At 59.7% G+C, this 20,241-nt stretch carries 19 protein-coding genes; 6 read left to right on the top strand and 13 right to left on the bottom strand.

The window, feature by feature from the left end:
- Positions 1-178 precede the first annotated feature (178 nt).
- The 8 genes from pufQ to Q0802_RS21440 form a co-directional block, all read right to left on the bottom strand.
- Entirely contained in the window at positions 179-424 is a 246-nt protein-coding gene (gene pufQ, locus Q0802_RS21475) for a cytochrome PufQ (protein WP_366523348.1), read from the bottom strand.
- On the bottom strand, positions 421-1,896 hold the full coding sequence (gene bchZ / locus Q0802_RS21470) for a chlorophyllide a reductase subunit Z (protein WP_298921921.1): 1,476 nt from the start codon (positions 1,894-1,896) through the stop codon (positions 421-423). Before bchZ ends, pufQ begins: the two co-directional genes overlap by 4 nt.
- A 46-nt stretch (positions 1,897-1,942) precedes the next feature.
- The gene (gene bchY / locus Q0802_RS21465; RefSeq protein ID WP_298921920.1) at positions 1,943-3,523 is read right to left on the bottom strand and encodes a chlorophyllide a reductase subunit Y; all 1,581 of its coding nucleotides are present in this window, start codon (positions 3,521-3,523) and stop codon (positions 1,943-1,945) included.
- Positions 3,520-3,696, bottom strand: a complete 177-nt coding sequence (locus Q0802_RS21460; RefSeq protein ID WP_298921919.1) for a hypothetical protein — start codon at positions 3,694-3,696, stop codon at positions 3,520-3,522. The genes bchY and Q0802_RS21460 overlap by 4 nt, the downstream gene beginning before the upstream one ends.
- A 134-nt stretch (positions 3,697-3,830) precedes the next feature.
- Positions 3,831-4,865: a chlorophyllide a reductase iron protein subunit X gene (locus Q0802_RS21455; RefSeq protein WP_298921918.1), complete on the bottom strand. Its 1,035-nt coding sequence runs from the start codon at positions 4,863-4,865 to the stop codon at positions 3,831-3,833.
- Positions 4,862-5,803: a chlorophyll synthesis pathway protein BchC gene (gene bchC, locus Q0802_RS21450; protein WP_298921917.1), complete on the bottom strand. Its 942-nt coding sequence runs from the start codon at positions 5,801-5,803 to the stop codon at positions 4,862-4,864. Before bchC ends, Q0802_RS21455 begins: the two co-directional genes overlap by 4 nt.
- A gap of 129 nt (positions 5,804-5,932) precedes the next feature.
- Positions 5,933-7,057: a methyltransferase gene (locus Q0802_RS21445; protein WP_298921916.1), complete on the bottom strand. Its 1,125-nt coding sequence runs from the start codon at positions 7,055-7,057 to the stop codon at positions 5,933-5,935.
- Positions 7,050-7,934, bottom strand: a complete 885-nt coding sequence (locus tag Q0802_RS21440; RefSeq protein ID WP_298921993.1) for a polyprenyl synthetase family protein — start codon at positions 7,932-7,934, stop codon at positions 7,050-7,052. Before Q0802_RS21440 ends, Q0802_RS21445 begins: the two co-directional genes overlap by 8 nt.
- 93 nt (positions 7,935-8,027) lie before the next feature.
- On the opposite strand from Q0802_RS21440, the gene crtD reads away from it, so the two are divergent.
- A complete protein-coding gene (crtD, locus tag Q0802_RS21435; RefSeq protein ID WP_298921915.1) occupies positions 8,028-9,578 on the top strand; it encodes a 1-hydroxycarotenoid 3,4-desaturase CrtD in 1,551 nt (516 codons plus the stop codon).
- Positions 9,575-10,447 (top strand): carotenoid 1,2-hydratase, encoded by an 873-nt coding sequence (crtC, locus tag Q0802_RS21430; RefSeq protein ID WP_298921992.1) that lies wholly within the window; start codon positions 9,575-9,577, stop codon positions 10,445-10,447. The genes crtD and crtC overlap by 4 nt, the downstream gene beginning before the upstream one ends.
- Before the next feature lie 3 nt (positions 10,448-10,450).
- Here crtC and Q0802_RS21425 read toward each other — a convergent pair whose 3' ends face one another.
- The 3 genes from Q0802_RS21425 to Q0802_RS21415 are packed head-to-tail and all read right to left on the bottom strand — an operon-like array spanning position 10,451 to position 13,516.
- Positions 10,451-10,933, bottom strand: coding sequence for a TspO/MBR family protein (locus Q0802_RS21425; RefSeq protein ID WP_298921914.1), 483 nt, complete (start codon positions 10,931-10,933; stop codon positions 10,451-10,453).
- 4 nt (positions 10,934-10,937) lie between these two features.
- A complete protein-coding gene (gene crtB / locus Q0802_RS21420) occupies positions 10,938-11,975 on the bottom strand; it encodes a 15-cis-phytoene synthase (RefSeq protein ID WP_298921913.1) in 1,038 nt (345 codons plus the stop codon).
- Positions 11,972-13,516 (bottom strand): phytoene desaturase, encoded by a 1,545-nt coding sequence (locus tag Q0802_RS21415; protein ID WP_298921912.1) that lies wholly within the window; start codon positions 13,514-13,516, stop codon positions 11,972-11,974. Before Q0802_RS21415 ends, crtB begins: the two co-directional genes overlap by 4 nt.
- Before the next feature lie 107 nt (positions 13,517-13,623).
- Here Q0802_RS21415 and crtA point away from each other — a divergent pair, with 107 nt between their 5' ends.
- From crtA to bchO, 4 genes are read left to right on the top strand one after another with little or no spacing between them, the layout of a single operon-like run.
- The gene (gene crtA / locus Q0802_RS21410; protein WP_298921911.1) at positions 13,624-14,340 is read left to right on the top strand and encodes a spheroidene monooxygenase; all 717 of its coding nucleotides are present in this window, start codon (positions 13,624-13,626) and stop codon (positions 14,338-14,340) included.
- Positions 14,337-15,341, top strand: coding sequence for a magnesium chelatase ATPase subunit I (gene bchI / locus Q0802_RS21405; RefSeq protein WP_298921910.1), 1,005 nt, complete (start codon positions 14,337-14,339; stop codon positions 15,339-15,341). Before crtA ends, bchI begins: the two co-directional genes overlap by 4 nt.
- Complete coding sequence (locus tag Q0802_RS21400; RefSeq protein ID WP_298921909.1) at positions 15,338-16,987, top strand: magnesium chelatase subunit D; 1,650 nt, start codon at positions 15,338-15,340, stop codon at positions 16,985-16,987. Before bchI ends, Q0802_RS21400 begins: the two co-directional genes overlap by 4 nt.
- A 5-nt stretch (positions 16,988-16,992) precedes the next feature.
- A complete protein-coding gene (gene bchO, locus Q0802_RS21395; RefSeq protein WP_298921908.1) occupies positions 16,993-17,856 on the top strand; it encodes an alpha/beta fold hydrolase BchO in 864 nt (287 codons plus the stop codon).
- On the opposite strand, the gene Q0802_RS21390 is transcribed toward bchO, so the two are convergent.
- Positions 17,853-18,911, bottom strand: a complete 1,059-nt coding sequence (locus Q0802_RS21390; protein WP_298921907.1) for a ParB N-terminal domain-containing protein — start codon at positions 18,909-18,911, stop codon at positions 17,853-17,855. The genes bchO and Q0802_RS21390 overlap by 4 nt on opposite strands.
- Positions 18,908-20,212: an AAA family ATPase gene (locus Q0802_RS21385; RefSeq protein WP_298921906.1), complete on the bottom strand. Its 1,305-nt coding sequence runs from the start codon at positions 20,210-20,212 to the stop codon at positions 18,908-18,910. Before Q0802_RS21385 ends, Q0802_RS21390 begins: the two co-directional genes overlap by 4 nt.
- Positions 20,213-20,241 lie beyond the last annotated feature (29 nt).

Here is a 20,241-nt window from a genome sequence, read left to right as displayed (position 1 = left end):
TCCTCCGGAACGCTATGCTGACGCCGCGCACCCCGCGGCCGGGTCCTTTGGGGGTTACCCCCCTCGGGGGTCTGCTCACCTTGTTGAGAGGCGGACAGTCTTTGAACTCGACAGGCGCACGTCGGTCGAGCAGTCGGGTCGCGCCGCCGGCCTTGCCAGCCCCGCGGCGCGAGATCGTTCAGGCCGAGAAGATCATCGGGGTAATGATGCGCGCTTGCGTCCAGGCGCGGGCCATCGGACCCTTCTCGGTAAAGCTGCGCGTCCGGATCGCCGACAGCGCCCAGGTCAGGGTCGCCAAAGGCAGGGTCGCCAGAAATATGATGGCAAAATAGACCATGAACTCGGTCTTCACCGCTTTGCGATTTGGACTTTCACCCGAAGTCTCCATCGCCGTTTCAATCATGTCAGATGTCATGTCACTCATGTCTGATCCTCTCTGGGAATATCGGCTAGTGCCGGGTCCAGCGCACGGACGGTATCGACCACCACCCGTTCGTCTCCGGCGGCAAGTGCCGCCGCCTCTGCCGCATCGCGCAATGTCTTCGCGGCTGAAATTCGTGTCAAAACCGGGTGGGTTTCCACAATCCGGTCCAGCATGGCCTGCGCATCCGCATCCCACGGGAAATCGCGACGCAACGGCGTCAGCGTTGCATCCGTGGCATCCATCTCCGTGCCGAGCGGCAGGATATGGAAGAGCGCATCAAAGAGCCCGTTGCAGATTTCCTGCACAAGATAGGTCGCTCCCGCGTACCCCATGAAGGGCGTTCCGGTATGTCGCCGAATGGCAGCACCCGGGAAGCTTGCCGGGATAAACGCAGGGGATGGCCCGTGCCCTCCCTTGAGCTCGGCCAGGTACATTTTCTCGTTGATCGAGCCCATCACAATCAGAGGCCGTTTTTGCCCCATCAGGGCGCGCACTTCCTCGTTGTTGGTTTTCTGCCCGGCTACGCGCGCAACAGCAAAGGCGCAAGGCAGCCCCATGTCATCTTCGAGAAACAACCGGATGCCTCGGGAATAGGTTTCATTGGCCACGATGGCGAAACTCGCCGTGGCAAAGAAATCCTGCGTGACGGAGCGCCAAAGATCCCAGACCGGTTTGATCGTGGAATGCTTCTCTTGGCGGATAAAAGGTTCGGGGTCGAGGCCCACCAGGTTCCCCAGTGCGCGCAGGAACTTGGTAGTACTCTCGACCCCTATCGGGGCTTGTAGATACGGCTTGGCAAGAAGCTCGCTCAACCCGCGCCCGAACTCGCGGTACATGCAGATGTTCACATCCGCATTTACCAAATCTCTCATTTCAGCCACATGCGCGCCCAGGGGCATCACCATGTTGACCTCGCAGCCGATCCCTTCGACCAGCCTGCGGATTTCGGCCAGATCGGATGGCATGTTGAACGTGCCATACATCGGGCCGAGGATATTGACGCGAGGACGCGCACCTTCCTCACGTTTCTTCTCAGGCGGCATCCGACCCTTGGTCATACCGAATTCGGTAAAGATCCACGTCATCGCCCGATCCGCCGCTTCCCACTGATCCTCATCAATGGTGCGCGGCAGGAACCTCTGGATGTTTGTTCCCTGCGGTGTGACGCCGCCGCCGATCATCTCGGCGATTGATCCCGTCACCACCACGGCTGGCAGCGCCGGATCAAGTGTGTCCCAGGCCCGCTTCATGGACTCTTCGGTGCCAGACCCCATTTCGCCCTCGCCCAGACCTGTGACCACAATGGGCAGCTCATGGGGCGGCAGCGCATCGGTGTAATGCAACACAGAGGTGACGGGCAGGTTCTCGCAGCCAACGGGACCGTCAATCACAACCTGCAAACCTTTCACAGCGCAAAAAGCGTAAACTGCCCCCCAGTAGCCGCCTGCGCGATCATGATCGGTGACTAGCATGCGGCACCTCCAACACGTCGAGCGCGGTTATATGGAGTTGCACACCTCATACCATCTGCGCGGCCTTTGCCGCCCTGGCTTGCTTGTCGAGCTTCTTTTGATGCTGGGCGCGGAAATCAGGTCGCAGGTTGGGCGTGCCCTCCCAGACGCCTGCAGTATCTTCGTGGCCAACACCTTCGAAAAAGGCTTTCATCCGGTTCATACGGCCCTTGTTGGCGATCGCCGCGTTGATCACCTCAGCCAATGATCCGGCACCGGCAACACCCATCAGGGGACGTGCCGAAATCAGGTTGGTGAAATAGAGGGCGGGAATGCCCTTTTGCTTGGCTTTCTGCACAACAGGTGTCGTGCCGATGGCCAGATCGGGCTGGATCGCCTCCATCGCGGCGCAATCATCTTCAAGCGATGCGCGGAACTGAACCTTTGTGCCCTTTGCCATCAGCCAATCCGCATCATCCTCCGACCACGGCGACTTGGCGCAGGCCGTACCGACATAAGGAACCTTCGCGCCACTTTCGATCAGCAGACGGGCAACCAGAAGTTCCGAGCCCTCGTAGCCCGACAACGTGATCGTCCCGTCGATCGGTTTGCCGGCAAGCGCACCGGCAATCGCTGGCAGAACAGCGTTTTGGGCAGCCGCGATCTTGTCAGCCGCAACACCATAAGCCGCGCCTATAGCCGCCAACCACGATGCCGTCCCATCGCGACCCACCGGGGCGGAGCCGACAACCGCGCGGCCCGCCGCCTGAAACTGGCGCACGGCATCGGTGTAGAAAGGATGGATCGCGGCCACGACGCCACAATCAAGTGCTGCGTATAATTCGCGCCACTCGCGACAGGGCACAACGGGCCCTGCGGCCAGCCCCATGGGGCTGAGCATCTGCCCGATCATCATTGGGTCGGCCGGGAACATCTCGCCCAGCATCGCCACGGTCGGGCGGTCATGTTTGCCGCCCTTGGGACGCGCAACAGGCCCAGCCTCGATCTCTTTGCGGGCGTATTCCAGCATCGCGCCTGCCAACACGTCCTTGGCCTCGGCGTGGGTGGGCACGCCAAAGCCGGGCACGTCGATGCCCACAATACGCACGCCATTGATTTCATCCGGCAACAACCGCAGCGGAACCCCGCTCGCCGTAGGGACACATAAGTTGGTCACCACAATTGCGTCATACCGATCCGGGTCCGCCAGCTCATGCACGCTCTCGCGGATGTCTTCAAAGAGCTTACCTGTCACAAGCGTTTCGGAATTGAACGGCACATAGCCGACCGACCGGCGCGCGCCGTAAAAATGCGACACAAAGGTCAGGCCATAGACGCAACAGGCTGAACCCGACAGCACCGTCGCGACACGCTTCATCCGCAATCCCACGCGCAAAGACCCGAAGGCCGGGCACATCGATTGGGGTTTGTCGTGTGGGCCTATCGGGTAATCCGCTCTGAATTTATCGAGTATCTCTGACTTTCCGGCCAGCCGCGCCGCCTCCGCCATATCGCCGCCGGAGTGACACCCCTGTTCCGGCGCCGCCGTTTCGTGCGCGCCCGTGGGGGCCCGTTGGATATCCCCGTTGGGATGACCTTTGATCACTTGCACGCTGTCCGCGTCGTCATATGTGATCTCGTTTTTCACTCGGGCTTTACCCGTTGATCGGGGCTTTGATCGCTCGTCAATTCATCGGCCAACTCTCGCGACTGTTCTATCGCTTCCTGACTGGACTCTGATCGCGCGTCCGACTGCGCACACATCCGCGCCCCACGGTCCACCGCGAGTTGACTGTGTGTGAAATGATCAAGCTTTTTCATTCAGTCTACCTGGCGTCTGGTCATCTGACCTGCTTGGCAGAAAACCGATATCCTGCAAAAGCTGCATGATCTGGTCGGCGAGCATGTCCTTCCGGCCAGTGTCGGGCTGTTGCTCGGACGAACGGATTTGGGGTTCATGCATCATCATATACGACCTCCAGCGATGGTTTCGGCTCTGCGTTCTTGCCGCGCATATCCACGTCGGTCGCAGGCTCAAGTACAATGTCACCTCCGGTTTCGGAGGCATCGAAAAGGCCCAGCAAACCGTCCTGATCCAACGGTGAAGGACGCACGGGCGGGGCCACGGCAACATTCTCTCCAAGCTGCGCAAAAAGATCGCCCCATTGCGATTGCGTCGTTCCAACGATCTGGTAGTTGGCGGATTTCTTGCGCAGGTCATCATCCTGGGGGATCGCCGCGAGGACGGGGATATCGACGGCCTCGGCAAAGGCCGCTGCTTCGCCGGTGCCGTCATCTTTGTTGATCACCAGCCCAGCGACGCCGACATTGCCACCGAGCTTGCGGAAGTACTCCACCGCCGAGCAGACGTTGTTCGCCACATAGAGCGACTGCAAATCATTCGAGGCGACCAGAATGACCTTCTGCGCCATGTCGCGCGCAATCGGCAGGCCAAAGCCGCCGCAAACCACATCGCCCAGGAAGTCGAGCAGCACATAGTCAAAATCCCAGTCGTGGAAGCCGAGCTTTTCGAGCAGTTCGAAGCCGTGGATGATCCCACGCCCGCCACAGCCGCGACCCACTTCGGGGCCGCCAAGTTCCATGGCGAAGACACCACCACGTTTGAAACAGACATCCCCGATCTTCACCTCTTCACCCGCGAGCTTTTTGCGTGTGGAGGTCTCGATGATCGTGGGGCACGCCTTGCCACCGAACAGCAGTGAGGTCGTATCCGATTTCGGATCACACCCGATCAGCAGCACGCGTTTGCCCTGCTCCGCCATCATGTGGCTGAGGTTTGCCAAGGTGAAGGATTTGCCGATGCCACCCTTGCCGTAGATCGCGATGATCTGCGTCTTGGACGTCGGCGCAGTTTGCGGCACCTCCAAGGTTGGCTCTGCCGCAGCTTCGTCGCGCAACCGCTTGTCGAACTCTTTCAGGTTTGGCACGTCACCTTTGGTCTGGCGCTTTTCGTCGATACCGTCTTTCACGCCACGTTCCTCCAGTTCAAAATCATTTTCAGGCACGCCGGGTCGGAGAAGGCGCGCTCATAGGCAGCTGGTGCATCCGTGGCGTCGGCCGTATGCGTAATCAGCCCATCAAGGCTGAGCGTTCCGCTTTCCACCAACGCGCGTGTCGCCGCCAGATCATCATGGGTCCATTCGGCGGCCACCCGAAAACGCGCCTCTTTCATGAAAGCCGGCGGAAAGGCAAAGCTCAGAGGCTCCTTGTAGAACCCGGCCAGAACGATCTCGCCACCCTTGCCCAGACACCCCATCAGCGTGTTCAGCACATCCGCGCTGCCCGATGCATCATAGACCGACATATATGCGGCATGATCGTCTTCATCCGGAGCACAGACCTGATATCCTCTGGCCCCCGTGCGCCGTGACGGATCAATTTCCCAGACAACGGGTGCCGGCGCGCCCGCAGCAATCGTCAACCGGGCAAGCAACCGACCAAGGACGCCGTGACCAATGATCAGGTCCGGCATGGATTTGTTCAGACCAGCCATAGCGTGGCGCGCTGTCGCGGCTAGCGCCAGCAGCGCACCTTGTGCGCCCAGACCGGAATCGATTCGCGTCACCCGATCTGCCGCCGTCACGACACGCGAAGACGCGCCCCCAAAAAGACCGAAGGCACCATCATAGCAGTTGGCCCCCGGTACAAAGACATGATCTCCGGCCCGGTATCCTGTCGATAACGGTGCTTCCACGACTTGGCCCACAGCTTCGTAACCGGGAACGAGAGGATACCCCATGCCCGGGAACGGCGGCATCTCTCCTGTCCAGAAGAGTTTTTCAGTACCAGTCGAAATTCCGGAGTGAAGAATTTCAACCACCAGATCCTCGGCACCCGGCGACTTTAACGTCAGGCTATCCACTTCAAGATCGCGCGGACCTTTCAGAAGAACGGCAGTGGTTTCCAAGTGTCTCTCCTCATCTGCACCGATCGATTTGATCTTCGTCAAAGACTCATCGTGCAGATTGCTGTCATTCTGTCAGTTTAAGCTGACATATTTTTGTGTCAACTAAAACGGACACTTTGCTCAAATGATTCACCGAGGCTTGCTGGCGGTGAGCACACGTGTGACGAAATTGCGGGCTGGTTTCGGGCTATTGATCGCTTCGAATCCCGCCTCCGCACAAAGCGCCGCAATCTCATCGGCAGATCGCGTACGACCGGTTTTCATCGCCATCGTGTAGAATGCAAAATAGACATCGCCCGCCATGTCGGGCGTGCTGCCGCCGCCCATGGGCTCAGACACCAGCAAGCGCCCCCCCGCAGGCAAAGCTTCAAAAACTGCCCCGAGAAGATCAGCGACCGTCTCATCCGCATGATCGTAGAGAACCCGTATCAGCGAAATCATATCTGCGCCATGCGGCAAAGGACTGTCCCTGAACGAACCCGCGTGGATCTGGGCCCGAGCCTGCAGGCCTTCGGTCTCAAAACGCGCGGCAGCCGATTGCGTGACCTCGGGCAGGTCGAAGAGCGTCAACCTCAGATGAGGTTCCGCGCGACCAACAGCGGCCAGAAAGGCCCCTGTCCCGCCCCCAACATCCATGAGATGCCGCACATCAGCAAAGGACACCGCGCGCAATGTGTCTTCGGCAACCAGTTGCTGGCTCTGCGACATCAAATCGGAATATGTCTCGGCAACCTCAGGATCAATGTCCCCCTTGGCCCCAAAGACATAGGGCCAGAATTCTGAAAGCGCGGTGTGGCCGGGATCTCGCAGCAACGCTACCGGATCCGCCATATCTGCATAAAAGGCATGATGATGGCGGATCATCGCCTCCAGCCCCGGCACGCCCATCAGAGCCGCCCCCTTGCGCGCCAGGCCGAACCGCCCTGCCCTGTCACGCTTGAGCAGCTTCAATGCCGCGGCAGCCTGTAGCAAAACCTGCATTTTTTCCGGTGGCACCTGTGCCGCAAGGCCAAGGGCTTGCGCGGTTTGCGGACCAGCTCGCAGCCGATGCAAGATATCCAGTTCCACCAGAGCCATCAGCACCTGACTTTGGACAAACCCTTGAACAACATTGAAAAGAACGGCGCCATCCCGGCGCGCCTGGCCTCGTGTCAGTGGGAATTTGCTGGCCCAGCTCTGGAATCCGGGCCGCGCGATGAACCGATTGAGCCAACTCCCCCGCCAGCGCGGTGGATTCCCAGCCGTGTCAGACATTGCTGCGCGCAGCAGTCACATTCGGCGCAACCGGCGTCAACCGCTCTGCATAGGTCCGGACCATTTCGGCCAGATGGGCCTCCCCCGGACACGAAGGGATCGATGCGATCGCACCGCCCAAAATATCCTTGAGCCGGGAAATCGCCCCCTGCACACCCAGCAACGATACCGCATTCGGGCGGCCATGCAGATCATCCTGTCCCACCGGTTTACCCAGCGTTTCAGCATCATAAAGCGCATCCCGCAGATCATCCGCGACCTGAAAAGCCTCGCCAATACGCGCGCCAAGCTCAAACCATGGCTCCGCTTCCTGACCCGAAGCAACCGCCCCCATCTGCGTGGCTGCAATGAACAGAGCGCCGGTTTTGGCCTGATGATATGCTGAGAGGTCAATCTCGACCTCGCTTTCCCAGCCCTGCCCCGCACATATACCGCCCGGCATGCCAGTGCGTTGCGCCAGGGTCATGATCATCTGGGCCACACGATCAGGCGCATGAACAGATTGCCGCGCCAGGGTTTCAAAGGCCAGCACGATGAGGCTGTCACCCGTCAGCACCGCAAGAGGTTCGGAATAGGCTTTGTGCACAGAAGGTTTTCCGCGGCGCACATCAGCATCGTCAAAACAGGGCAGGTCATCATGCACAAGGCTCGCACAGTGGATCATTTCCAGAGCCGAGGCCGCCGCATCCGACAATTCCGGACGATCATCCCCACAGGCCATCGCAACGGACATCAATATTGTTGGCCGGATACGTGCCCCGCCAGGGGCGGTTGCATAATCAAGCGCAGATGCCAGTCGGGCAGGTACTGACCCGCGCCCCTGCCCCACCGCAATGGCCGAAGAAAGCGCCGCTTCGATTCTGGTGGTCATGCCCATGCGGAACCCTTTCATTGGCAATGTGTCATTAAATTAGGACACAATAGTGTAAATCATACTGGACACATTACCTTCACGAGTCAACAATCGCCTATGGATGTTGAAACCCCTTCGCGTCTGAGCAAGCGACCTGCCGCCATTGTCATTGGCGGGGGCATTGCCGGGTTGGCGACCGCCTTGCGGCTCTCGGCCGGGGGCATGTCGGTGACGCTCCTTGAACGCCACAACCACATGGGCGGAAAGATCAGAACTGTGCCGAGCGCGGCCGGTCCGGTTGATGCGGGCCCGACCGTGCTGACCCTGCGCCACGTTTTCGACGACCTTTTTGCCTGCGCGGGGGAACGTCTCGAAGATCACGTGACCCTCATGCGGCAAGATATTCTGGCGCGACACTTCTGGTCGGATGGCAGCCAGCTGGACCTGCACGCGGACCCCGAGACGACCGCCTCGGCCATAGCCGAATTTGCCGGACATAAATCGGCAGAGGAGTTTCGTCAGTTCAATTGGCGTGCCCGGCAACTCTTCGACGCTTTCGACATCCCAATGATGCAGGCAGCCAAACCAAAAGTCCCACGACTCGCTCTTGAAGTGCTGCGACACCCACGGCTATTGCGCGCAATGGCGCCGCTTTCGACGCTTTCCCAAATGTTGGACAATCAGTTCAGCGACCCGCGTCTGTCCCAACTCTTCGGGCGCTACGCCACCTATGTGGGCGGCGCACCGCACCTCAGCCCGGCGATCCTGTCGTTGATCTGGCAGGCCGAAGCGGCAGGCATCTGGGTTATCCAGGGCGGCATGCAACGTCTGGCGACAGCTCTGACTGCGCTCGCCATCAACCGCGGCGTCATCATGCGGACCAACACACATGTCGATAAGATTACGCTGGACAACGGTGCAGTCAGTGGGATTGAAATCAATGGCTCAGAACATCTTCGCGCCAAATTCATTGTCTACGCAGGCGATCCGCGCGCGCTGGCGAAAGGCAAATTGGGCTCTGATTTATGCGGTATCGCACCCCAGACCCTGACCATACCGAGGTCTTTTTCCGCACGTGTGCACAGCTTTGCCGCCTGCCAAACGAGACCCGATCTATCACACCACAACGTTTTTTTCGCAGATACGCCACAGTCTGAATTTGACGACCTCATGGCCGGGCGCATACCATCTGATCCAACGCTTTATCTTTGTGCCGAGGACCGCGGGCATGGCACGCCTGTTCCCCCGCTGGAACGATTCGAGATCATCTCGAACGCGCCAGCCACCGAAACCCTTACTCCCCCCATGGATCTCGACACATGGCATCATCAGATCATGCAGCGACTAGCGGATTTTCAGGTGACCTTGTCGCCGAAACCGTCGATGACGACGATCACAACGCCCCAGCATTTCGCTCAGATGTTTCCCGAAACGATGGGCGCGCTCTACGGGCAGAGCCCGCACGGGCTGACGGCATCGCTGAGGCGCCCGACCGCACGCACGAAGATTCCGGGCCTCTGGCTCGCGGGCGGCGGCACCCATCCCGGAGCGGGCCTGCCGATGGCGACCCTCTCCGCGCGGCACGCGGCAGAGGCGATCTTAAGCGCCCAAACTTCGACATCCCTGTCGGACCCGACGGCTATGCGTGGTGGTATGTCGACGGCCTGAGCGATTGCGGCACGCGGGCGATTTCGGTGATTGGTTTCATCGGGTCGGTTTTTTCGCCATGGTACAAGTGGTCCGGACGCAAGAACCCGCAAAACCACGTGTGCATCAACGTCGCGACCTACGGGCCCGGTGGTCGCTTTACCATGACAGATCGCGGTGCTTCGGCCCTGCGCCAGACCGGTGCCCGCTTTGAGGTCGGTCCCTCCATGATGCGATGGGCCGACAATCAGTTGATCATCGACATAAATGAGATCTCGGGGCCGCCCCTGATCAATCGCATAGAGGGGCAAATTCGTCTGATACCTTCGGCGATCACTGGTGTTGAATTGCCGTTGACAGAAGATGGTGCCCATATCTGGCGCCCCTTTGCCCCCACGGCGCGCATCGACGTTGACATCGACCGCCCGGGCTGGCGCTGGCAAGGTGATGGGTATTTTGACGCCAATTTCGGTAACCGGGCGCTGGAAGAAGATTTCAGCTACTGGACTTGGGGACGATACCCCACGGCAATGGGGACGACGTGCTTTTACGACGCGACCAGATGCGACGGAACAACCCTGGCCGCAGGGTATCGTTTCAACCACGATGGCACGGCGGAAACGCTCGCCCTGCCCCCGGTAGCACCTTTGCGCCGGAGCCTTTGGGCCATCAAGCGCGGAACACGCGGCGATCCCGGCTGCCAACCGCGGCAAGTGCTCAACATGCTGGACGCTCCGTTTTATTCTCGCTCTGCCGTTGAGACACAATTGGATGGCGAACGCACAACGGGCGTACATGAAGCGCTTGATCTGCGTCGGTTCAGAAGCCCGCTGCTCAAACCGATGTTGGCGGTGCGTGTGCCCCGCCGAGCCAGATGGCATTTTGACTAAGGATCAGCCCGCCGCACCCGGCGGCTCTCGCGCCATCTCCGGGTTCAGCTTCCAGACACCGGCATTCAGGGCAGACGCGATACTCACCCAGATCAGATAGGGCACAAACAACAACCCGGCCACGGCATCCAGCTGCCACATCGCCAGAAGGCAACTCAGCACAGCGAACCAGAGGAGTCCCACGACACCCATACCCAAGCGTATGTTCTTGAGGCCAAAGAATACCGGGGTCCAGAGCCCGTTCAAGGCAATCTGCAGCGACCAGAATGCCAGAGCGACGCCACTGCCCTCCAGAAGAGCCACCCGCGCGCCCGCGACGGACATGCAAACGTAAAGCGTGATCCAGGTAACAGGGAAGACCCAGTCAGGCGGCGTGAACCAGGGTTTGTTGAGCCCGCGATACCACGCACCGGGTGGGAACAACCCGCCGGTAGCACCTGCCCCGAGACAAGCAGCAAAAAAAATGCAGAAAAGAAGCCAGAACATGGCGTCACGTTACCCCAGCGGATCGTCCCGTCAACTGTGCACGTTGTTCAAGGCGGCGTTGTTCCAGCGTTGCCAGTACCGAAATCAGGGCGTCACTGCGCGAGGACGCCGGTCGCCCAAGCGCTGCGGCATCCACCAGAAACTGAACTTCCTCCAAGGGACGCGCGTAAAGAACGGAGGACCGCGGCATCATCAGGCTTGCGCCGCTGAGCAGCAGCGATTGCCCGAGCCACCCGATCTTCTGCGCCTTGTTGGTGCGTGCGCGCGCGGATATGGAATCGTAGCCCATTGCTGTGAGCTGGCCACCGATACCCGCATAGATAAACCGCGCCGCGTAAATTCCCGGACGGCACCCCCTTGGTAAGGCACCCACACCAGCCTCGGAGCGCATGTACAGGCGGTTGGCCTCCATCACGAGACGTTTGATCATTCTGCGCATGGCTTTCGTGGGCTTGGGGTCTTGCAGGAAGGTTTCAGGATCAATGCCCGCCTCTTCGAGCCAATCCAGCGGCAGGTAAATGCGGCGCTCAAGAGCGTCTTCTCCCACATCGCGGGCAATATTGGTCAACTGCATGGCGACACCCAGATCGCAGGCCCGCGCCAGCGCATGCGCATCCCGTACCCCCATCAGCACGCACATCATCGCCCCCACGGCGGAGGCCACACGGGCAGAATAATCCTTGACCCCGGACAAGGTGCTGTAACGTCGCTCTGCCGCATCCCATGCCAGACCTTCGAGCAAGGCATCGGGCAAGGCCCGCGGCATCTCGAAATCCTCGACAATGGCGGCGAATGCGCGGTCGGGGGCTGCATCTTTCGGGCGGCCCGCATAGACCGCATCCAGCCGGTCGCGCAGCCGCAGAACCGCCTCGACCTTTTCGGCCTTCAGATCGACCTCATCATCGGCCAGACGGCAAAAGGCATAGAGCGCCAATGCCGGATCCCGCACCCTGGCGGGCAGCAGTCTGGAGGCTGCGTGGAAGGACAGGGATCCATGGCGAATGGCCTCCCGGCAATGTTCCAGATCATGTGGCGCAATCATTCGACAACCTCCGCATCGGGGATCAATGTGCTCAGGACTTCAGCCGTGGAAATGACACCAGGCACACCTGCGCCGGGATGCGTACCCGCCCCCACGAGGTAAAGCCCGTCGACCTCTTCCGAGATATTATGCGGGCGGAACCACGCGCTTTGCAGAATGCGCGGCTCGATGGAAAATCCAGCACCGAGCGGGCTGAGGTATCGGTCGCGGAATGTCTCGGGTGTGAAAACCACTTCGGTGCTGATCTTGCCGCCCAGACCGGGCAATAGCTGCTCTTCGAGCATTGCCAGCATCTTGGCCTTGTAACGTGGTTCCTCGTCCGCCCAGTCGACACCGTTGTCATGCCCCAGATGCGGCACCGGGCTCAGCACATAGAAAGTGTCATCACCCTCCGGCGCAACGGAGGGGTCGGTGACAGAGGGGCGATGCACATAAAGGCTCATGTCATCGCAGAGTTTTCCCTTGATGAAGATATCACGCAAAAGCCCGGTGTAGCGCGGCCCGTTCAGAATTGTGTGGTGACCCACATCGGGCCACTGACGCGCTGTGCCGTTGGTGCCGAAATACCAGACAAACAGGCTCATGGAATACCGCGTGCGCGCCAGTTTCTTCGGCGTCCAGCGGCGTTTTTTGTGATTGCGCAAAAGCGTGTTGTAGGTATGACCGGAATCAGCGTTGGACACGACGATATCTGCCCCCATTTCGATGCCGGAGCCCAGACGCACGCCTGTGACCGCGCCGTCACGTACGACGATCTCATCCACCTGTGTTTCCATCAGCAGTGATCCGCCCTGATCCTCGATCACATTACCCATGGCGCGCGCCATACCGGCCAATCCGCCCATGGCGTAATGCACCCCGAATTCCTTTTCGAGATAGGCGACGAGAATATACATCGAGGTCACATGCAAAGGGTCTCCGCCAATGAAAAGCGGATGAAAACTCAGCGCCATGCGCAGTTTTTCGTTTTTGACCCTGCTTGCGGCATGCGCGTAGACCGATCTGTCGGCTCTGAGCCGGGCGAAGGTGGGCAGCACCTTGATCAATTCCCAAAGTCGATGCATGGAACGGCGCCCGAGGTCTTCGAACCCGAACCAGTACCGCTTGGCGCTGTCGCTGAGGAACCTGTCGAAACCCGCCAGATCGCCGGGCGATAACTTCGCGACTTCGGCACGCAGTTTCTCGGTGTCCTGCTGGGCCACAAATCTGGTGCCGTCGGGCCATCTGATTTCGTAGAACGGATCAAGTGCTTTGAGGGTCACGTCATCGTCGAAATTGCGCCCACAAGCGCTCCAAAGCGCGCGGTAGAGCTGTGGCACCGTCACGATTGTCGGGCCAAGGTCAAAGCGGTGACCCTCCTGCCAGAGCGCTGATCCACGTCCACCGGGGACATCGAGCTTGTCAATCACCGTGACCCGGTAGCCTTTGGCCCCCAAGCGCATGGCCGCCGCCAATCCTCCGAGCCCGGCACCAATCACGATCGCCCGGTTACGCCGCCCGCTGCGGGGGTCTACAGAGTCGATGGAATCCACACGTGTCATCACACCAACACCGTAAATGTGTCTAGTTAAGTTTACAATTGCCTTCTTCCCATCGGCGCATTTGCGTGTCAGACTAAATTGACAACTGGGGAGTTTCACAGCGCGCAATGACCGGCACGCCCATTGTATCACTGAGCTTTTTCCGCTTTGCCCGCCCGGCGGCGCGCCTCTGGGCATTTGCGATGATGGGGCTCGCACGGACGGCATTGCCAAAGGTACCTGGAATCGATTTCTGGAAGCTTTGCGGTTCCGGCACCGGTGAAGGTTTCACACCGATCCCCAACACCTCCGTTTACGCGATCCTCGCCAGTTGGCCGGATGAACAGACCGCACGCACACAAACCGCCCAAGCCGAGATTTTCAATCGGTACCGGCGCAAAGCCAACGAAGACTGGACAGTATATCTGGAAACCGCCTCTGCCCGGGGGCAATGGTCAGGCGTGGCACCTTTCCAGAGCACGCACCGGGCATCCGGCGGGCCCCTGGCCGCCTTGACACGCGCGACGATCAAACCGTCCGTTGCCCTGAAATTCTGGCGACGTGTGCCGGACATCAGCCGCATGATCGGGTCTGATCAAAACGTCGCTTTCAAGATCGGCATCGGTGAAGTTCCCCTGCTGCACCAGATCACGTTCTCAATCTGGCCGGATGCTGCGGCCATGGCGGAATTTGCCCGCAGCAACGGACCCCATGCAGCCGCCATTCGCGCCGTGCGCGAGGGCAACTGGTTTTCCGAAGAACTTTACGCGCGTTTCGCCATACTTGGTGACGCGGGTACATGGGATGGAAAAAGCCCGCTCGACGCACTGGAATACGCTCTATGAAGACCCCCTTCCCTTTCTCCGCAATTGTCGGACAGACGGCCATGAAACAGGCGATGATCCTGACGGCAGTGGACCCGGGCATCGGCGGCGTTCTGGTTTTTGGTGACAGAGGCACGGGCAAATCGACGGCAGTGCGGGCACTGGCCGCCCTGCTACCGCCCATTCGCGTGGTGGAAACCTGCCCGGTCAATTCACCCAGATCCGCTGACTGCCCCGACTGGGCGGAACTGGGTTCCAAAAAACTGGTCACACGCCCCACGCCCGTCATTGATTTGCCGCTGGGGGCCACCGAAGACAGGGTGGTGGGCGCGCTGGACATCGAACGCGCGCTAACGCGCGGCGAAAAGGCGTTTGAACCCGGCCTTCTGGCGCGCGCGAACCGTGGGTATCTCTACATCGACGAGGTCAATCTGCTGGAAGATCACATCGTCGATCTGTTGCTCGATGTCGCTCAATCGGGCGAGAACGTGGTTGAACGGGAGGGCCTGTCCATCCGTCATCCGGCGCGCTTTGTGCTTGTTGGGTCCGGCAACCCCGAGGAAGGCGAACTGCGCCCGCAACTCCTTGATCGTTTCGGTCTGTCGGTCGAGGTCCGATCCCCCGATGAGATCGGCGAAAGGGTTGAGGTTATTCGGCGCCGGGATGCTTTTGAATCCGATCACGCCGCGTTCATGGAGACATACAGCGCCGAAGACGCAAAAATCCGCGATACAATTCTCAAGGCGCGCAAACGACTGCCTAGACTCGTAACGCCCGACGGCATTCTGGAAGATTGTGCCGCGATTTGCATCGCACTGGGCTCTGACGGGCTGCGCGGCGAACTGACCCTGTTGCGGACGGCCCGCGCATTGGCCGCCTATCAAGGAAAACGCAAACTCAACCGGGACCACCTGCGCGAAATCGCGCCCTCGGCCTTATCGCACCGGCTGCGCCGCGACCCCCTTGATGAAGCAGGGTCGGGCACGCGCATTGGGCGCGTCGTGGAGGAGGTGCTGGGGTGACCCCTCAAACCGAAAGCTGGAACCTCGCGGCGCTCGGATTGGGCTTGTTGTCCTTCGCACCTGGCTACCTTGGAGGGGCCATTATTCGAATGCGCGCAAGCCCCCAACGAGACGAGGTGCTGCGTGCTCTGGAACCCCTAAACGCCCATCGAATACATCCCAACATCTCTGACGAGCATTTGTTTGGGGGTTTGGATCTTGCAGCAACGCTAAAATCCGATCATATTGTTGATTTTAAAGGATTATTTGACGATCACTTCATTGCAATCCTGTCCATGGCGGAAAGATGCAGCACCGAACTGGCGGCCAAACTAGGGCATCAACTGGACCTTGACGTGGGTCATTGCATCCTCGCCCTTGATGAGGGCGCAGAGGAGGAGGAGGCCACCCCCCCTGCCCTTTCAGAACGCTTGCCATTCCATATCTCTCCAATTGGAAAGATGCCCGTCGGATGGCGACCTGTCCCCGCGGGGACGGCTCTTGTTGATCCGCAATCCGTCCGTTGTTCCATTGATGATCTGAACACGGTGACGGCTTTGGCCTCGCAGTTCGGGATCGACAGCATGCGAGCGCCCCTTCTTGCGCTTCGCGTCGCGCGGGCACATGCGGCCTTCAGCGGGCATAAAAAACTGGATCAGCGCGATATCGAAGTTGCCGTCAGCCTCGTTTACCCGCAACGCGCCACTCAAATTCCCAGCGACGTGGAACCAGACACAACGCCTGCTCTCGAGCCCGAAACCGGCGCGGAACCGAACGCTGATACGCCCCGCGACATACCCGAAGGCGACATGCTGGTTGACGCTGTCAGGGCACTATTACCGCCACATGTCCTTGCGGGCCTTGTCCCCACGGGGACAGCACGAAGATCGACAGGTCAGGGCGCAGGTCAAAAACGCAAGGGAAACAGACGAGGGCGCCCCCTGCCCTCGCGCCCCGGACGTCTTGACGGACGCAATCGCATCGACCTCGTAGCCACGCTCAGAGCCGCCGCACCCTGGCAACCAATCCGCCGGAAACAGAATGCACTGTCCTCGAAGTTGCTGATCCGACCGTCCGACATACGCCTGAAACGTTATCAAGAGCAATCCGACCGTCTCCTCATCTTTGCGGTCGACGCGTCGGGCTCCGCGGCTGTTTCACGACTGAACGAAGCAAAAGGAGCCATCGAATTGCTCCTTGCCCAAGCTTACGCGGATCGCGATCATGTAGCCCTGATTTCGTTTCGGGGTCTGGATGCTGAAATCCTGTTGCCGCCCACGCGATCTCTTGTGCAGACCAAGCGCCGCCTTGCCAACCTTCCAGGTGGCGGCGGCACGCCACTGGCCACTGGCCTGCAACAAGCGTTACTCCTCGCGCTGCAAAGTCGCGGCAAGGGTTTGACACCCACTGTGATCGCATTGACCGACGGGCGCGCCAACATCGCGCTAGATGGTAGCGCTGATCGCGCCCGTGCCTCTGCCGATGCCGGAAAAGTCGCCCAATTGATCCGATCCCATGGCATCAGCAGCCTCGTGATCGACATGTCCGCGCGCCCGCAATCGGGGCTGGAAGCGTTGGCACTCGAATGTGACGGTTCGTACCTTGCCTTGCCCCGCGCTGACGCACAGACCCTCACAGGAGCTGTAAGCGTCGCTCTGGGCGTCTGAACGCCATGCGCTGGCCACCTCCCCCAGAATGGCCCCATGCCGAATTGTCCCGCCGCGTAATGTCGCCGCCACATAGGTGGCACATACAACAGAGGGGGAAAGGGCCGCTTGTGCTTCTGTTACATGGTGCGGGCGGCAGCACACATAGTTTCCGGTCTCTCATTCCCCATTTGGCAAAGCGCTTCGAGGTCATCGCAATCGACTTGCCCGGACAGGGTTTCACCAGGCTCGGCGCGCGGCACAGATGCGGGCTGGATGCCATGTCGGCCGACATCGAATCTCTGTGTGTGCATGAAGGCTGGTCGCCTGATGCCATCATCGGTCACTCCGCCGGAGGCGCCATCGCCCTCAATCTGTCAAAGACCCTGATGTCCCCGCGGGGACATCCGCCACGCATCGTCGGGATCAACCCAGCCCTGGATACATTTGACGGCATCGCCGGACTGATGTTCCCCGCGATGGCCAAGCTTCTGGCAGCTATTCCATTCACGGCTACAGCATTCTCGGTCGCTGCTGCGCGCACCCGGCGAATTGAGACACTAATTGGCAGTACAGGCTCTAAACTGGACGAGCAGGGTATTGATTTCTATAGACGGCTTGTAGCGGATCGAGATCACGTCGACGCCACGTTGCTCATGATGGCGCAATGGTCGCTTGATCATCTGATCGGTAGTCTACCCACCATGCTTGCCGAGACGCTTTTCATCACCGGAGATCAGGACGGCACAGTCCCGCCGGCGGTCGCCCGCAGGGCCGCCGGTCGAATACCGAATGCCAGGTTGGTGGAGCTGGCTGGCAAAGGTCATTTGGTACATGAAGAGGTACCGGACATCGTTGCGGCTCACATTCTGCGCTTCCTGTCAGATTAGCCCTTCAACCGATCCAGAAAAGCCCGTGCCGCGGCTTCGAGCTTGCGTGGTTCAATCGCCCCGAAATCATGATCCAGAACAACCTCGAATTTACCGGCAGACGCGGTGCATTTTGCCACCCCTTCAGGCCGGTTCAACTTGATGGTTGTCTTTGCAGAGGCTCTGGAACTGCCTGGCTTGGTTGTTTTGGGCTTTTTCTGGCCACCGGTTACAGCACTGCGTAAGAGCGAAAGCTCAAGGGCGGCATCCCGGTTGGGTTGGCTCTCTAAAACGGCCCTGACCTGACCGGCGAAACGGGGGTTCTCCTCCAGCAATTTGACAAGACTTAGACCGGTAGCGCGCGGGATCGCTTCAGGAAACTTCAGGTTATCGCCCAATACCGTCAACAGATGCGCAAAATGACGAATATAACTGCGCTTCTGACGGCCAGCCGAGGCATAAAGCGCCTCGATCGCCGCAGCGACCGACTGTCCACTTCGAGCCCCATAAGACATCGCAAGCTGGGCCATCTCGGCAAAGGAGATATCGCGCCGCACCAGATTTTCATCGACCATGCGACGGTATAGATGATCAAGCTGCGCGCCCTTTGCCTGAAGCGTTGCCGGAATGCTTTTGAACCGGGCATCGCCAGTCTGTTTGGCCAACTCTCGATAGGCGCTCAATCGCCGGAACCCCTGTATCAACTCATACCCGCCAGAAACTTCCTCGACATGGATCGGATTGGACAGACCAACGGCCAGAATGGAAGCCTTCAACTCCTCCAGATCGGCATCCCGATCTGCCGACCGGTCACGCACCAATTTGGTCATCTGGATCTCGTCAAGCGGCACCAATCCGACGATCTGGCCATTCTTTTTCAGAGCGACATATTCATGGGCAAGCCGGTCGTTCTCAGCCCTGATTTCGGCTTCCGTCGTTTGACGCACACCCAAAGCTTCTGCATTTTCCGAAATGGCTGCCGCCATAGGACCGCGGCGGGCAGGGGGTTCGTCCACTGTCCCCGCAGGAACAGTGGCCTCATCAAAGTCGATATCAAAGACGCGTCGCTTGCTCATGCCTCATCCTCCAGCTGGTCCCAGGCCGCGCAGAGATGGGTGCGGAATTCTCCATAGGCCTGATCAAAACTCGCCCTTGCCCGGCGCCAGGTTTCGCGCGTCATGTCGCGGTAATCGATCTCGTATATGGACGATAAAAACCGCCCGGACTGCTCAACCGCACGGGTCATTTCGATGGGGTGTTCCGTCACCCTATCGCCAAACACCTTCACAAAGGCCTGTTGCATCGCCCGATGCAGATCGTTGTTCGGCTCGAACCGTGTCAGCAGGAAACGCAGGTCCAGAAACACCTTGGGCAGGTTCATTGTCCCCGCGGGGACAAGCCCGTTAAAACGGCTGAGGTCTTCCAACGCTTCCGCCAGCTGCCCAATGAAAGAGGTCGTGGAATCGTATTCCCAATAGCCAGGCCCGGAGGGGATGTAGAGCATATCAGCTGCAAAGACCGCGTTCATGGACTGATAGCCGATCGCAGGCGGGCAATCGAAGAGGATCAGGTCGTAGGCATCATTGGGCAATTGATCCAGAAAACGCGACACAGCAGCAAAGAAGGACCATTCGGGATTAAGATGACGATACTGAGCGGAGGCAAATTCGACAAAGGCCGCATTCGCACAGGAGGGCACGATGTCGATGGTCGGCCAGTTCGTCGGCTTGATGAAATCGGCCGCACGCAGATCGGCGAGCCCCATGTCAGCGATACTGCTGGGCAGGCGGCGCTGGGGCAGGGCGGTTCCACTCTCAGCACCTTGGGACGCCCTGTTCATCCGCTCGGTTTCAGCGGCCAGATCACGCGCCATGATACCCCAGACGGTATATTCCTCCGCCACATCGGAAAGCCCCATGGAGTGGCTGAGCGTTGCCTGCGGATCAAAGTCGACACATAGCACCCGGTAGCCATCAAGCGCTGCCGCATGGGCAAAGTGAAGCGCCACGGTAGACTTTCCCGCACCCCCTTTGAAATTGGCGATCGCGGCCCGCATCGCCCGCTTGCCTGCCGGTCGATACGGCATCAACGACCGGCGGTTCACCTTCAACCGACGACGCATCTCGTTGATCTCCTCCAGCGAATACCAGTGCTGGCGCCCGTCTGCCTCAACCGTTCCCTGGGGCAGGGTAGGGTCCGCCGCAAGCCGCCCGCGCATCGTCGATTGATTTACCTTGAAGATCAGTTCGGCCACTTCCCAGCTGGAAAAACGCCGCAGGGTCTTTTCATTCTGCGGGCTATAGGTTTGCTGGCGGATAAACCCCTGCATTTTGAGAGATTGCGCCTGAAGCTTAGCAAGATCGGAATGCGTGAACATATGTGCCTGTCATTTAGGATGTCCCCGCA

The organism is uncultured Roseobacter sp. (genome assembly GCF_947495275.1).
Taxonomy (GTDB): Bacteria; Pseudomonadota; Alphaproteobacteria; order Rhodobacterales; family Rhodobacteraceae; genus Roseobacter.
This window is presented reverse-complemented; position numbering and strand designations above follow the sequence as displayed.

Coding starts and splice junctions, on each gene's coding strand:
- Q0802_RS21445 (WP_298921916.1), bottom strand. CDS start 7,057: ATGTCTGACACGGCTGGGAATCCACCGCGCTGGCGGGGGAGTTGGCTC.
- bchO (WP_298921908.1), top strand. CDS start 16,993: ATGCGCTGGCCACCTCCCCCAGAATGGCCCCATGCCGAATTGTCCCGC.
- Q0802_RS21385 (WP_298921906.1), bottom strand. CDS start 20,212: ATGTTCACGCATTCCGATCTTGCTAAGCTTCAGGCGCAATCTCTCAAA.
- crtB (WP_298921913.1), bottom strand. CDS start 11,975: ATGATTGCGCCACATGATCTGGAACATTGCCGGGAGGCCATTCGCCAT.
- Q0802_RS21460 (WP_298921919.1), bottom strand. CDS start 3,696: ATGAAAAAGCTTGATCATTTCACACACAGTCAACTCGCGGTGGACCGT.
- bchI (WP_298921910.1), top strand. CDS start 14,337: ATGAAGACCCCCTTCCCTTTCTCCGCAATTGTCGGACAGACGGCCATG.
- Q0802_RS21440 (WP_298921993.1), bottom strand. CDS start 7,934: ATGGGCATGACCACCAGAATCGAAGCGGCGCTTTCTTCGGCCATTGCG.
- crtD (WP_298921915.1), top strand. CDS start 8,028: ATGGATGTTGAAACCCCTTCGCGTCTGAGCAAGCGACCTGCCGCCATT.
- Q0802_RS21425 (WP_298921914.1), bottom strand. CDS start 10,933: ATGTTCTGGCTTCTTTTCTGCATTTTTTTTGCTGCTTGTCTCGGGGCA.
- crtA (WP_298921911.1), top strand. CDS start 13,624: ATGACCGGCACGCCCATTGTATCACTGAGCTTTTTCCGCTTTGCCCGC.
- Q0802_RS21390 (WP_298921907.1), bottom strand. CDS start 18,911: ATGAGCAAGCGACGCGTCTTTGATATCGACTTTGATGAGGCCACTGTT.
- pufQ (WP_366523348.1), bottom strand. CDS start 424: ATGAGTGACATGACATCTGACATGATTGAAACGGCGATGGAGACTTCG.
- bchZ (WP_298921921.1), bottom strand. CDS start 1,896: ATGCTAGTCACCGATCATGATCGCGCAGGCGGCTACTGGGGGGCAGTT.
- Q0802_RS21415 (WP_298921912.1), bottom strand. CDS start 13,516: ATGACACGTGTGGATTCCATCGACTCTGTAGACCCCCGCAGCGGGCGG.